The 12,403-nt window shown below is 72.8% G+C and carries 12 protein-coding genes; 4 read left to right on the forward strand and 8 right to left on the reverse strand.

All coding sequences use genetic code 11. From position 1 onward, the window contains the following. Positions 1-51: 51 nt before the first annotated feature. A complete protein-coding gene (locus ACIBQ6_RS04870; RefSeq protein WP_397210301.1) occupies positions 52-1,338 on the reverse strand; it encodes an MlaD family protein in 1,287 nt (428 codons plus the stop codon). Positions 1,339-1,478: 140 nt separating this feature from the next. Here ACIBQ6_RS04870 and ACIBQ6_RS04875 point away from each other — a divergent pair, with 140 nt between their 5' ends. After that, positions 1,479-2,687, forward strand: coding sequence for an acyl-CoA dehydrogenase family protein (locus ACIBQ6_RS04875; protein ID WP_358292788.1), 1,209 nt, complete (start codon positions 1,479-1,481; stop codon positions 2,685-2,687). 132 nt (positions 2,688-2,819) lie between these two features. Here the strand turns inward: ACIBQ6_RS04875 and atpE are convergent, their stop codons facing one another. From atpE to ACIBQ6_RS04900, 5 genes are all read right to left on the reverse strand, one after another. Continuing rightward, positions 2,820-3,053: an ATP synthase F0 subunit C gene (gene atpE, locus ACIBQ6_RS04880; protein WP_352329951.1), complete on the reverse strand. Its 234-nt coding sequence runs from the start codon at positions 3,051-3,053 to the stop codon at positions 2,820-2,822. Positions 3,054-3,259: 206 nt separating this feature from the next. Next, on the reverse strand, positions 3,260-4,831 hold the full coding sequence (locus ACIBQ6_RS04885) for a M28 family metallopeptidase (protein WP_397210302.1): 1,572 nt from the start codon (positions 4,829-4,831) through the stop codon (positions 3,260-3,262). 153 nt (positions 4,832-4,984) lie between these two features. Beyond that, the gene (locus ACIBQ6_RS04890) at positions 4,985-5,905 is read right to left on the reverse strand and encodes a cation diffusion facilitator family transporter (RefSeq protein ID WP_397210304.1); all 921 of its coding nucleotides are present in this window, start codon (positions 5,903-5,905) and stop codon (positions 4,985-4,987) included. After that, the gene (locus ACIBQ6_RS04895) at positions 5,902-6,291 is read right to left on the reverse strand and encodes an ArsR/SmtB family transcription factor (RefSeq protein WP_387669719.1); all 390 of its coding nucleotides are present in this window, start codon (positions 6,289-6,291) and stop codon (positions 5,902-5,904) included. The genes ACIBQ6_RS04890 and ACIBQ6_RS04895 overlap by 4 nt, the downstream gene beginning before the upstream one ends. Before the next feature lie 67 nt (positions 6,292-6,358). After that, on the reverse strand, positions 6,359-7,657 hold the full coding sequence (locus ACIBQ6_RS04900; protein WP_397210305.1) for an aminotransferase class V-fold PLP-dependent enzyme: 1,299 nt from the start codon (positions 7,655-7,657) through the stop codon (positions 6,359-6,361). Positions 7,658-7,917: 260 nt separating this feature from the next. Between ACIBQ6_RS04900 and ACIBQ6_RS04905 the strand changes: the two genes are divergently transcribed. From ACIBQ6_RS04905 to ACIBQ6_RS04915, 3 genes are all read left to right on the forward strand, one after another. Further along, entirely contained in the window at positions 7,918-8,376 is a 459-nt protein-coding gene (locus tag ACIBQ6_RS04905; protein ID WP_397210307.1) for a hypothetical protein, read from the forward strand. A 91-nt stretch (positions 8,377-8,467) separates the two neighbouring features. Further along, on the forward strand, positions 8,468-9,559 hold the full coding sequence (locus tag ACIBQ6_RS04910; RefSeq protein ID WP_397210309.1) for a PLP-dependent cysteine synthase family protein: 1,092 nt from the start codon (positions 8,468-8,470) through the stop codon (positions 9,557-9,559). Further along, positions 9,556-10,803, forward strand: a complete 1,248-nt coding sequence (locus tag ACIBQ6_RS04915; protein WP_397210311.1) for an MFS transporter — start codon at positions 9,556-9,558, stop codon at positions 10,801-10,803. Before ACIBQ6_RS04910 ends, ACIBQ6_RS04915 begins: the two co-directional genes overlap by 4 nt. Positions 10,804-10,819: 16 nt before the next feature. Here ACIBQ6_RS04915 and ACIBQ6_RS04920 read toward each other — a convergent pair whose 3' ends face one another. Both ACIBQ6_RS04920 and ACIBQ6_RS04925 read right to left on the reverse strand, forming a co-directional pair. Then, positions 10,820-11,473: a copper resistance protein CopC gene (locus ACIBQ6_RS04920; protein ID WP_397210312.1), complete on the reverse strand. Its 654-nt coding sequence runs from the start codon at positions 11,471-11,473 to the stop codon at positions 10,820-10,822. Between the two features lie 150 nt (positions 11,474-11,623). Continuing rightward, a complete protein-coding gene (locus ACIBQ6_RS04925) occupies positions 11,624-12,295 on the reverse strand; it encodes a hypothetical protein (protein ID WP_397210313.1) in 672 nt (223 codons plus the stop codon). Positions 12,296-12,403 lie beyond the last annotated feature (108 nt).

Below are 12,403 nucleotides of genomic sequence, written 5' to 3' on the forward strand. Positions count from 1 at the left end.
CCCACTGGACGCCGACCCGGCGCCTGATGGGGGCCGGTCCGCGTGAGGCGGTCAGCGGATCGTGACGAGCCCGCCGAGCGACAGGTCGGGGCGGTCGACCCGCACATCGGGCAGCAGCCACGACGTGTCGATCGCCACCGTGTCGTTGAGCGCCCGTGCCAGGGGGTTGAGCGCGCCGAGCAGCGACTCGCAGCCGCCGTCCATGGAATGGGCCAGCGAGCACAACCACATCGCGACGTCGTCGGTCTGGCCGTTGAGGTTGAACCGGGCCCGGAACGTCGCGCTCACGGGGTCGTAGGCGTTGTTCGCGTTGTTCAGGGCGAGTGGCGCGGTGTCGAGGAACGTGCCGATGGACGCGCGCTGACGTACCAGCAGGGTGGTGAGGTGGGCGAGATCGCGGGTGTTGGCGGCGATCTCACCCCTGTTGTCCTCGACGAAGTCGGCGACCTGCGTGAGCGTGGAGGACAGCTGGCCCAGCACCGCGCGCAGTTCCTGGCGCTCGCCGTCCAGCTGCGCCGACACGCCCGCCAGGTCCTTCATGAACGCCCGGATCCGCGCGTCGTCGCGGGCCATCGCCCCGGTGATCGTGGCCAGGTCGCGGACGGTCTGAGCCAGGTCGTCGCCGTCTCCGGCCAGCACGGAGGCCGCGTCGGACAGGCCCCGCACGGTGGCCCCCACCGTCTCGCCCTGCCCGCCGAACGTGCCCGCCGAGACCCGCAACAACCGCGCCAGCGCCCCACGCTCCTCCACCGCCACACCATCCGCCCCCGGCGGAGGCGAACCGAGCCGCGGGGAACCGGACTGAGGGGAACTGGACTGAGGGGAACCGGACCGCGGTGAGTCGGACCGTGGGGAGCCGGACCGTGGGGAGCCGGACCGTGGGGAACCGGCTAGAGGCGAATCGGGCTCCGGCGAGACCGGTGGGGCGAGGGCCGCGGCGAGCTGGTCGTAGCCGCGTAACGCCTCGTCGATCTCGACCGGCGAGCGGGTCCGGCCCAGCGTGCCGCCGTCCTGGAGCACGGGCCCGCCCCGGTACGGCGGCGTGAGCTGCACGAACCGGTCGGCGATCAGCGATCGCGCCATGATGACCGCCTGCGCGGCGGCCGGGACCTTGCGCCCGGCGTCGAGCGCCAGCTCCACCCGGACCTGCGCGCCCGCCGGGCTGACCGCGGTGACCCGCCCGACCCGCACCCCGAGGACCCGCACGTCGGACCCCGGATACAGCCCCACGGCGGCGTCGAAGTAGGCGACGGCACGGACGCCCGCGACCGGCCTGAGCAGCAGGTACGCCGCCCCCAGCGCGAGGATGGCGAGAAGTGCGGCGAGCCGGCGGTCCATCGGCCTTCCTCGATCGACATGGGCGTACGGTGACCAGAACATTACCGTGAGTCGCCGGACCGCCGCACCTTCCGGCCGAGCCCTACTCGCCGGTAGGGTGTTACCGACGGTAACAATGGAACGGCCAGGGAGTGGACGCGATGACCGGGTTCTGTCCGGAGCTCAGTGACGACGTGATCGAGGTGCGTGACTGGGTCCACGCGTTCGCCCGCGACGTGATCCGCCCCGCGGGCGCCGAATGGGACGAACGCGAGCAGACCCCCTGGCCCGTGATCCAGGAGGCGGCCAAGATCGGCCTGTACTCGCTGGACTTCTTCGCCACCCAATGGTTCGAGCAGAGCGGCCTGGCCCTGCCGGTGGCGTTCGAGGAGATCTTCTGGGGGGACGCCGGCATCGGCCTGTCCATCGTCGGCACCGGCCTGGCCGCCGCCGCGCTGTCCGCGAACGGCACCCCGGAGCAGCTGGGGGAGTGGCTGCCGCAGATGTTCGGCACGGAGAACGACGTCAAGCTGGGCGCCTTCTGCGCCTCCGAGCCCGACGCCGGCTCCGACATCGGCGCCATCCGCACCCGCGCCGTGCACGACAACGGCGACTGGGTACTGAACGGCGTCAAGACCTGGGCCACGAACGGCGGCATCGCCGATGTGCACGTGGTCGTCGCCTCGGTGGACCCGTCCCTGGGCACCCGCGGGCAGGCCAGTTTCGTCGTCCCGCCCGGCACGCCGGGCCTGTCGATGGGGCAGAAGTTCCGCAAGCACGGCATCCGCGCCTCGCACACCGCCGAGGTGATCCTTGAGGACGTGCGCGTGCCGGGCTCCTGCCTGCTGGGCGGCAAGGAGAAGCTGGACGCCCGCCTGGCCAGGGTCCGCAACGGCGAACGCGCCGGCGAGCAGGCCGCGATGCGCACGTTCGAGACCACCCGCCCGTCGGTCGCCGCGATGGCCGTCGGCATCGCCCGCGCGGGCTTCGAGTACGCCAGGGACTACGCCCGCGAACGCGAGCAGTTCGGCCGCAGGATCGGCGACAACCAGGCGATCGCGTTCCTGCTCGCCGACATGGCGACCCGCGTCGACGTGGCCCGCCTGCTGACCTGGCGCGCCGCCTGGATGGCCCGCAACGGCAGGCCGTTCGAGCAGGCCGAGGGCTCGATGTCGAAGCTGGTGGCGGGCGAGACGGCGGTGTGGGTGACCGAACAGGCGATCCAGATCCTCGGCGGCGCCGGCTACACCCGGGAACACCCGGTGGAACGTTTCCACCGCGACGCCAAGATTTACACGATTTTCGAGGGCACGAGCGAGATTCAACGGCTCATCATCGGCCGCGCGGTAACCGGCCTGCCCGTGCGCTGAGGAACGTGCGTTGAGGAACGTCCGCTGAGGAACGTCCGCTGAGGAATGGTCGTGGGGGTGGCGTGACTCCGGGGCGGTCATCGCCACCCATCTTCAGCTCGAATTCGCCATTCGCGTCGCGGAACGCGGCGATTACTTGAGGAACTGGAAGATGAACGGCGCCACCAGCCCGATCAGGGCCAGCGCCTCGGTGAGGACGAAGCCGAGCAGGATGTTCTGGCGGATCAGCGGATACGCCTCGGGCTGGCGGGCGATGGCCTGCACGCCCTGGCCGAAGATGATGCCGACGCCCACGCCGGGGCCGATCGCGGCCAGGCCGTAACCGATGGCGGTGATGTTGCCGGAGACTTGAGCGAGTACGTGCATTGCGCCGCCTTTCTGGCGTCCGGTGAAGCAGTGAATCGCTGGTCTGCTTGCATTCCAACCCGGGGACGCGAGAAAGAAAATATGGCGTTTCTCCAATTTCTCCGCAAAATGCTCGTTGATCAGCGTACTGGACAAATCGATCTACATGTAGAACGCGTGAGCGGATCCTTCCGTGCGCCCGGCGCGGGCGCACGGAAGGGCCGGGGTCAGCGGGTCTCCCTGCCTTCGATGGTCGCCTTGAGGGTGCTTGTGGCGGTCCGGGCCTTGGCGTCCGGCCGGGCGGCGTCGGGGCCGGGCAGGTCGCGGCTGTAGGCGTAGACGACGGCCGCCGTGGCGACCGCGCCGGTGTTCAGCGCGAGCGCCTTGTCGTTGATGTTGGCGATGGTGTCGCAGGCCTGGTGATAGCAGGGGTCGTAGGGCTGTCCGGCGGTGCCGCCGAAGATCGCGGCCTCCTCGGGCGTCTTGATGCCCTCGGCGCCGGTGAACACGCCGCCGGAGGGGATGCCGGCCTCGATGAACGGGCCGTAGTCGGAGCGGCCGTCGAAGTCGGTGCCGTTGTGTCCCTGGTGCAGCAGGTCGAAGTACTTCTCGTAGAGCTTCTCGATCTCGTCGGAGCCGGGCGGGCCCGCGGGGGCGCCGACGCCGTCGGAGTCGTCGCCGTCGTAGATCTTGAAGGCGTAGTTGGTGGAGCCGAGCATGTCGTAGTCGAGGAAGAGCTTGATCTTGGACAGCTCGGCCGCGGGCAGGGTCTCGACGTAGTGGATCGAGCCGAGCAGGCCCAGCTCCTCGGCGCTCCACCAGGCGAAGCGCAGCCGGTTGCGGGTCGGGATCTTGCCCAGGGCCTCGGCGACGGCGAGCGTGGCGGCGGTGCCGGAGCCGTCGTCGTTGATGCCGGGCCCGGCCGGGACGGAGTCGAGGTGGGCGCCGGACATGACCACCTTGTTCGGGTCGCCCCACTTGGAGTCGGCGATGACGTTGTAGGTGGTGCGCATCTCGCTGACGGTGTCGGTCTTGATGTGGATCACGCCGCCGGTCGTGGCCAGTTCCTGGCCGACGTCGAAGCTGGTGCCCAGCACGGGGATGGTGACGGGCGTGCCGAGGTTCCCGCGCAGGGTCGCGGTGCGGCCCGGCTGGCCCTCGTTGAAGACGATCACCGCCACGGCCCCCGCGGCCTTGGCGTTGTTCGCCTTGACCACGAAGTCGCAGGTCCCGCGCTGCAGCAGCGCGATGTTGCCCGGCGTGAACCCGGCGAAGTCGGCCGCCTCGCACCCGGAGTTGGACGTGCTGGGCGTCGGGCCGGGCGGCAGGACGAGGTCCACGTTCTGCAGCGAAGCGGTGACCTCGCCGGACCCGGAGTACGTCATGGTGGCGAACTCGCCGACGGAGGAGCCGTCGGGCGGGGTCGGGGTGAAGACGCGCGGGCTGGGGGAGACGCGCTCCATCAGCGCCGTGGACTTCTCCTCGAAGTAGGCGATGTCGAACGGCTGGAGGGTGACGTTGTAACCGGCCTTCTTGAGCTTGGCCGCGACGTAGTCGCGCGAGGCCAGGTGGCCGCTGGTGCCGGCGGCGCGGTTGCCGTTGTTGGCGTCGGCGATGTTCTGTAATGCCTGCAGGTGTTTCTTCACCGCCGGCGCGGTGACCGAGTCGATCAGCTTCTTCTCGGCCGGGGCAGGCGTGGGGTCCGCCTGCGCCGCGGTCGGAAGGAGAGCCAGAGGCAGGGACAGTGCCGCGGCCGTCGCAAGGACGCGGAAGGTGCCTCTGCGCAGGGTGATGCGCATACGAGCTCCTCGAACTGTGATGAAACAGGTGTCTTTCCCGATTCAGCGGCCCAGGAGAATACATAAGCCGACAAATCCACCCGTGGGAAGAATTTGAGTCGTCCAATGTTGGACAAGTGCAGCGTGGGGACGGCAGGGCCGGCGCGCCGCCCGCTACCAGCCCAGTTCGTCGCAGCCCTGGTGGTCGACCGGCTCCACCTGCAACGTGGCGTGCGCGATGTGGTGGCGCTGCCGCAGCACGTCGCGGGCCCGGTCCAGGACGGCGTGGTTGTCGCCCGGCTCGGCGGTGACCAGGTGCGCGGTGGCCACGTTCATGCCGGAGGTGAGCGTCCACAGGTGCAGGTCGTGCACGTTGTGCACGCCGTCGATGGCGGCCAGGTCGGCCGCCACGGCGGCGGCGTCGATGCCCTCGGGCACGTGCTGGCCGAGCACCGCGAACACCTGCCGGCCGAGCGAGATCGCGCGGACGGCCACGAACACCCCGATGGCCAGCGCGACGACGGTGTCCCAGAACGCCTGCCCGGTGGCGGCCACCAGCCAGCCGGCCACGATGACGCCGACCGAGCCGGCGGTGTCGGCCACGACCTCCAGGTAGGCGCCCTTGACGTTGAGGCTCTCGCTCGCGCCCGAGCGCAGCAGGAGCAGGGCCACGAGGTTCACCACGAGGCCGATGGCGCCGACGACGAGCATCGGGCCGGAGGAGACCTCGGCGTTCCCGCCGATGCGGCCGATCGCCTCGATCACGACGTACAGGGCGACGCCGAGCATCAGCACGACGGCCAGCAGCGAGGCGAACACCTCGGCCCGGTAGGAGCCGTAGCTGCGCCGGCCGGTGGTGTCGGGGCGAGCGGCGATCCTGGTGGCGACCAGCGCCGCGCCGAGGGTGACGACGTCGGCGGCCATGTGCCCGGCGTCCGACATCAGGGCCAGCGACCCCGACAAGAGGCCGTAGCCCAGCTCGACCAGGAAGAACGCGCCGATCAGGACGAACGAGACCGCCAGCCGCCAGCGGTGCCGGGCCCCGGCGTGCCCCTGGGCCTGTCCGTGTCCGTGTCCGTGTCCGGCGCCCATCATGACGTCCCTTCGCGTTCAGGGTGGATGGCCTCGGTGTGCTCGGTGTGGGCCAGTGCCAGGTCCAGCAGCATCCGGACGTGCGGATCCTCCAGCCGGTAGTACGCCATCCGGCCCGAGCGGCGGGCGGCCACGATGCGATGGGCACGCAGCAGGCGCAGCGCGTGGGAGACCGCCGACTCGCTCTGCCCGGTCACCGCCGCCAGGTCGCACACGCACAGCTCGCCGTCCAGCAGGGCGACCAGCAGCTTCAGCCGGTTGGGGTCGGACAGCAGGCCGAAGACGTCCGCCGTGTCGGCCAGGTCCGCGGCGGCGGGCATGCGCTCGTGCACGGCCGCGACGCGGTCGGCGTCGACCACCTTGACCGCGCAGCCGTCCACGGCCAACATATGCTCATCTGAAGAACTGTTCACATGTCTAACTTAGCGGGACATGTCGGTGATCTGTCAACCTGTCTCAGGCCCGCAGTCGCGGGGTCAGCCGCTGCAACGCCGCCGCCAGCCGGTCCACCTGCGCCGCCGAGGTGAACAGCGCCGGGGTGACCCGGACGGCGTCGCCCCCGGCCATGCCCGTGCGGGCGACCGTGTAGAGGCCGTAGGTGTCCAGCAAGGTGGCGGCGACGGCCTCGTTGTCGGCCGTGGAGGTGCGGCCGGCGATGCGGAAGGCGGTGATCGCGCCGTACATGCCGGGCTCGTCCGGGGTGAGGATCTGCAGGCCCGGCAGGTCGCGGACCTGACTCACCCAGCGGTCGCGCAGGTGGCGTAGCCTGGCCTGCTTGACGGCCGCGCCGAGCCGCAGGTGGAAGTCGAGCGCGTCGGGGACCGTGAGGGGCGCGGCGACGTCCATGGTGCCCGAGTGGACCCGGGAGCGGATGTCGCCGGCCGGGAAGCTCTCGTCGCCGAAGACGGGCTCGATGTCGGCCAGCCGGTCCCGGCGGATGTAGAGGAATCCGGTGCCGAGGGGCGCGCCGATCCACTTGTGCAGCGAGAACGCGGCGAAGTCGGCGTCGAGGGCGGGCAGGGTGAAGTCGAGCTGCCCCCAGGAGTGGGCGGCGTCCACGACGACGTCCACGCCGCGCTCGCGGGCCATCGCGACGATCTCCCGGACCGGCAGCACCAGGCCGGTGCGGTTGTTCATGTGCGACAGCAGGAGCAGCCGGGCCCTCGGGGTGGTCCGCAGCGCCCGCTCGTAGGCGTCCAGCGCCGCCTGCCGGGTGGCGGGCTCGGGGAGGACGAACCGGGCGACCGTGGCCTCGCGCCGCCCGGCCAGCCAGTTCATGGTGTGCTGGGCGGAGGGGTAGTCCAGGTCGGCGTAGAGCACGGCGTCGCCGGGCCGCAGCCGCCGGTAGCCGGAGATGAGGTTCTGCAGCGCCTCGGTGCCGCCCCGGGTGAGCGCGATCTCCGCACGGGTGACGCCCAGCAGCGCGGCGATCCGGTCGCGCACCTCGTCGGCCCTGGCCTTGTACGCCGTGCGCAGCAGGTGGGAGTTGCGGGCGTTGAGGACGTCGACGTTGCGGTGGTAGGCGCGCCGGACCGGCTCCGGCATGATCCCGTAGTAGCCGTTCTCCAGGTTGACGAAGTCGCCGCTGACCCGGAACTGCGCGGCCACACCCGCCCAGAAGCGTTCGTCCCGGGCCAGGCCCGTGGCGTCGGCGGCGGCCTGCGGGAGCGCCAGGGGGAGCGCCTGGGGGAGCGCCTGGGGGAGCGCGGCCAGCGCGCCGGCCCCGGCGATGACCGCGCGTCTGGACAGGGCCATGAGACACCCCCAAGGTCGGGCGGCGCGGAGTCGGGGCCGCGCCGGCGAATGCCAGTGTCGCGGAGATGCCGCCGCGCGGCGAAAACGGCTCGCCGTCGTTCCCGCCATCCGGCGGGAAATCGAGGGCGTCGAACCGGAGGTCTGGAAGCGGTTGGCGGCGGCGATTCCCGTGCGCGATTCCCGTGCGCCGTGAATTTCTTTACCTCGGCCTTGGGCTTTTCCCGGCGCGCCGCGCCGCGTGCCGGGCATGATCTGCGGTGATGCTCACGTCCAGGTCAGCCCGCGCGTTCCGCCCGCCCGCCTCGGGGGCCGGCCGGTGGTGGCCGCGCGCGATGCTGGCCCTCGCCATGCTGATCACCGTCGTGTTCGCGCACGGCGGCGCGTGCGCGGCCGTCGAGCTGTCCGAGCGGGCCTCGGGCGGCCCCGCGCCGTCCGTCCAGAGCGCCCACCTCGACGTGCATCGGCACGTCAGCTGGTTGTCCGGGCGGATGCCGGTGCGCGACGCCGGGTGCCTGCACGGCGAGCTGCCGCCGGGCCACCTGCACGGCACCGAGCAGGAGTGGGCGGCCACCGCCGCCGCCGCGCCGCCCGTGGCCGCCGTCCCCGTGCTCGCCGCCGGGCCCGCGGCCGTCGTGTCCGGGCCCGTACGACCCGCGCCGCGGGCCGCCTCGCGACAGGCCGTTTCCGGCCGCGAGAATCTCCGCGTGATGCGCATATAGGACGCGCGTCTTTCGTCGTCGTCCTTTTCCACCACGCCTGCGGCGTCTTCCGTGCCGCGCGGGCGCCGTTCATCTCGGGGATAAACAACCAATGTCGTACGACACTTTGCCGCGCCCTGACATTCTACCCGCCATCGGAAATTCGGGTATTTGCGTCACCGTCGGAAACACGCCGCTGGCGTTCGTCGCCGCGCCGTTCGTCGCGGACGGCGGCGGCTTCTGGGCCAAGCTGGAGGGCTTCAACCCGGGCGGCATCAAGGACCGGCCCGCCCTGCACATGGTCCGGCAGGCCCGCGCCCGGGGCGAGCTGGCCCCCGGGGCGACGATCGTCGAGTCCACCAGCGGCACCCTCGGCCTCGGGCTGGCCCTGGCCGGCATCACCTTCGGCCATCCGGTCGTGCTGGTCGCCGACCCCGGCATGGAACCGCTCATGCAGCGGCTGCTGGTCTGCCACGGCGTACGGCTGGAGATCGTGCCGGAGCCGCATCCCACCGGCGGCTGGCAGCGGGCCCGCCGCGACCGGGTCGAGGAGCTGCTGGCCGAGCTGCCCGGCTCCTACTGCCCCGACCAGTACGGCAACCCGGACAACGTGGCCGCCTACGCCGGGCTGGCCCGCGAGCTGCTGTCCCAGCTGCCGCACATCGACACGCTGGTCTGCTCGGTCGGCACCGGCGGGCACAGCGCGGGCATCAGCCGCGAGCTGCGCCGCCACCTGCCCCGGCTGCGGCTGGTCGGCGTCGACACCGTCGGCTCGACCATCTTCGGGCAGCCCGACCGCCACCGCCTGATGCGCGGCCTGGGCTCCAGCATCCACCCCGCCAACGTCGCCTACGACGCCTTCGACGAGGTCCACTGGGTGAGCGCCGCCGAGGCGGTGTGGGCCTGCCGCACCCTGGCGGCCCAGCACTACGTCTCCGGCGGCTGGAGCACCGGAGCCGTCAGCCTGGTGGCGCGCTGGCTGGCCGGACGGGCCGGGCCGGGCGGCTGCGTCGTCGCCGTCTTCCCCGACGGGCCCTGGCGCTACTGGAACACCGTGTTCGACGACGGCTACTGCCGCGCCCACGGCCTGCTCGGCGTCACCCCGGCCGACGCGCCCGACGAGCTGGACGACCCCGCCGAGCGCGAGGTGCGCCGCTGGACCCGCTGCGCCGCCGTCCGCGACCCGCTGGCGGGCCGGCGATGAAGGCCACGCTGGCGCAGTTCCGCTCCTTCGACCGGCCGATCCGGCTGCTGCAGATCAACCAGGCGGGCATCAACATCGGCTTCTACATGCTGATGCCCTACCTCGCCCAGCACCTGTCGGCCGGCGCGGGGCTCGCCGCCTGGACGATCGGGCTCATCCTCGGCCTGCGCAACGCCAGCCAGCAGGGCATGTTCCTGATCGGTGGCACGCTGGCCGACCGGTTCGGGCACAAACCCATGATCATGGCGGGGTGCGCCCTGCGTACCGTGGGGTTCGCGCTGTTCGGGCTCACCACGTCGCTGCCGCTGCTGGTGGCGGCCGCGGTGATCACGGGGCTGGCTGGTGCGCTGTTCAACCCGGCCGCCCGCGCGTACCTGGCCGCCGCGGCCGGGCCGCGCAAGGTGGCGGCCTTCGCCGTGTTCAACGTGTTCTACCAGGGCGGCATCCTGCTCGGGCCGCTGCTCGGGGTGCTGCTGCTGGCGGGCGGGTTCACCGCGGTGTGCCTGGGGGCGGCGGGGATCTTCGCCGTCCTGACCGTGATGCAGGGGTTCTACCTGCCCGCGCGGCCCCGGGAGCCGGGGCGGGCGCGGCAGCCGGTGCTGCGGGCGTGGCGGCAGGCGTTCGGTGACCGCGCGTTCGTCTCGTTCGCGGCGTCGATGATCGCTTCGTACGCGCTGTCGTACCAGATGTACCTCGCCCTGCCGCTGGAGGTGCAGCGGGCCGGCGGCGGCCAGTGGGCGGTGACCGCCCTGTACGCGGTGTCGGCGCTGCTCGGCATCGCCGGGCAGGTGCGCCTGACCGCCTGGTGCGGCGAACGGTGGAGCCGCGGCCAGGCGATCACCCGCGGGCTGGCCCTCATGGGGGCGGCCTTCCTGCCCATGGTCGCCGCCGCGCAGCTCCACCTGCCGCGGGCGGCGACGCTGACGGCCGCGCTGCTGTGCGCGCTGCTGCTCGGCGCCGGGACGCTGGTGGCCTTCCCGTTCGAGATGGCCACCATCGCCGACATGGCGGGCGAGGAGCTGGTCGGCACCTACTACGGCCTGTACAACCTGGCCTCCGGCGCGGGGATCCTGGCCGGGAACCTGCTGTCGGGCGCGCTGCTGGACGTCGCCGCCGACGCGGGCTGGGCGGGCCTGCCCTGGTTGTCACTGACCTTCGCGGGGCTGGTCTCGGCCCTGGCGGTGGCCCGTCTGGAACACCGCAGGGCCCTCCGGCCGCGCCTGCCGGCGGCCATGGCCACCTAGACCGCCCGCGACCCGGTCAGGGTCTGGGGTCGGCGTCCCCGGTGGTGCGCCTGCGGCGGCCGGCCACGACGGTCGCGGCTCCGCCCGCGACCAGCGCCGCCGCGGCCACCCACAACCAGCCGGGCACGCCGCCCGAGCCCGTGTCCGCCTCGGCCTGGGCGACCGGTGACGAGGAGGCCGCCGGGGCGACCTCGGCCGAGGTCCCGGTCGAGCTCGGGGTCTCAGACGTGGTCTCGGTCGGGGTGGCTTCGGGCTCGCTCGCGGCCGGGGTGGCCGGGGCGGTGACGGTGAAACGCAGTTCGCCGGCGATCGGGTGGCCGTCGGAGGAGACCACCCGCCAGGCCAGCCGGTACTTGCCGGGCTCCAGCGGCGCGGCCGGCTCGGCCTTCACCGTGACGCCCTGGGCCCGCGGCTTGCCCAGCGGCAGGTTCTCGCCCGCCGGGCCGTCGAGCACGAGGGTCGGCAGGGTCATGCGGGAGGTGAACTCCAGCTCGATGCTCTCCACCTGCGCGAGCTTGGCGCCGTCGGCGGGTGAGCTGCTCTTCAGCCGGTCATGGGCCAGCGCGGCGGGCGCGGCGGCCAGCAGCAGCAGGACGGCGCCGCCGACGGCGACACCGGCACGAACGGCCGCCCGGAACGGGCGACGCGCGGGACGAAGGGAAGGGGTCACTGCGAACTCCGAGGTTCCTGGATCCGGCTCGATCGCCGGATGGACATGCGGTCCGGCGCGCGACGGGACGCGAGGGGCGTACCGCGGCGGCGCCGGCTGGGTCGTCTGCCTGCCGGGAGGCACGCCGGACCCGCCGCATGACGGGGAACGTCAGCGGCCGGACGGCCGGGCGTGCGCAGCCGGGCGGGGCGGCCCGCGCCGGGAGAGGACCGGAGCCAGCAGCAGCGCCCGGTGACCCGCCACGGGAGGCCACAGCGGGCACGCGCGGGCTGGCCCGGCGGGCGGCGGAGCCAGGACGGACAGCCAGGCGCACAGGACGGCCCACAGCCGGGCCAGCCGGACCGTGCTCAACCGCAGCAACGCCGCCAGCGCCGCGTCACCGCGGGCCAGCCACCAGCTCGACGAGACGGCCACCGCCAGGTGGATCACCACCATCCCGGAGGAGCCGTGCCCATGGGCGACGGCCCCGGCGGGCGACCCGGCGGACGGCCCGCCGAACGGACCGGCGAGCGGCCCGCCGAAGGACGGCGAGGAGGCGTCGAGCAGGGGGCTCAGGCCGTACCGGGCGGACTCGGAGGCGTCGAAGAGCTCGTGGAGGCCGTACTGGGCGGCCACGCACATGGCCAGCAGGGGCGCCCGTCCGCGGGGACGGGACCCGGCGGCGTAGGCGGCCGCGAAGGTCGCCGCGACGGCCAGGGCCAGCGGGCCGGGCGCGATCGCCGTGCCGCCGACCAGCGTGTGCAGGGCCGCCGAGGCCAGGACGCACACGGCCGTGAACACCGCGGCGCGAAGCGCGCGGACCACGGGACGGGCGACCTGCATCCGGCCATCGTGCCAGAGCCCGGCCGGGTCGTCATCCGCGTCCTTGCGCACCGGGCGGGCGCGGGGGGCGGGCGCGGGGGGCGGACTACCGGGCGCGCGACAGGCTGG

This window comes from Nonomuraea sp. NPDC049655, from assembly GCF_044465465.1.
In the GTDB taxonomy this organism is placed as follows: Bacteria; Actinomycetota; Actinomycetes; order Streptosporangiales; family Streptosporangiaceae; genus Nonomuraea.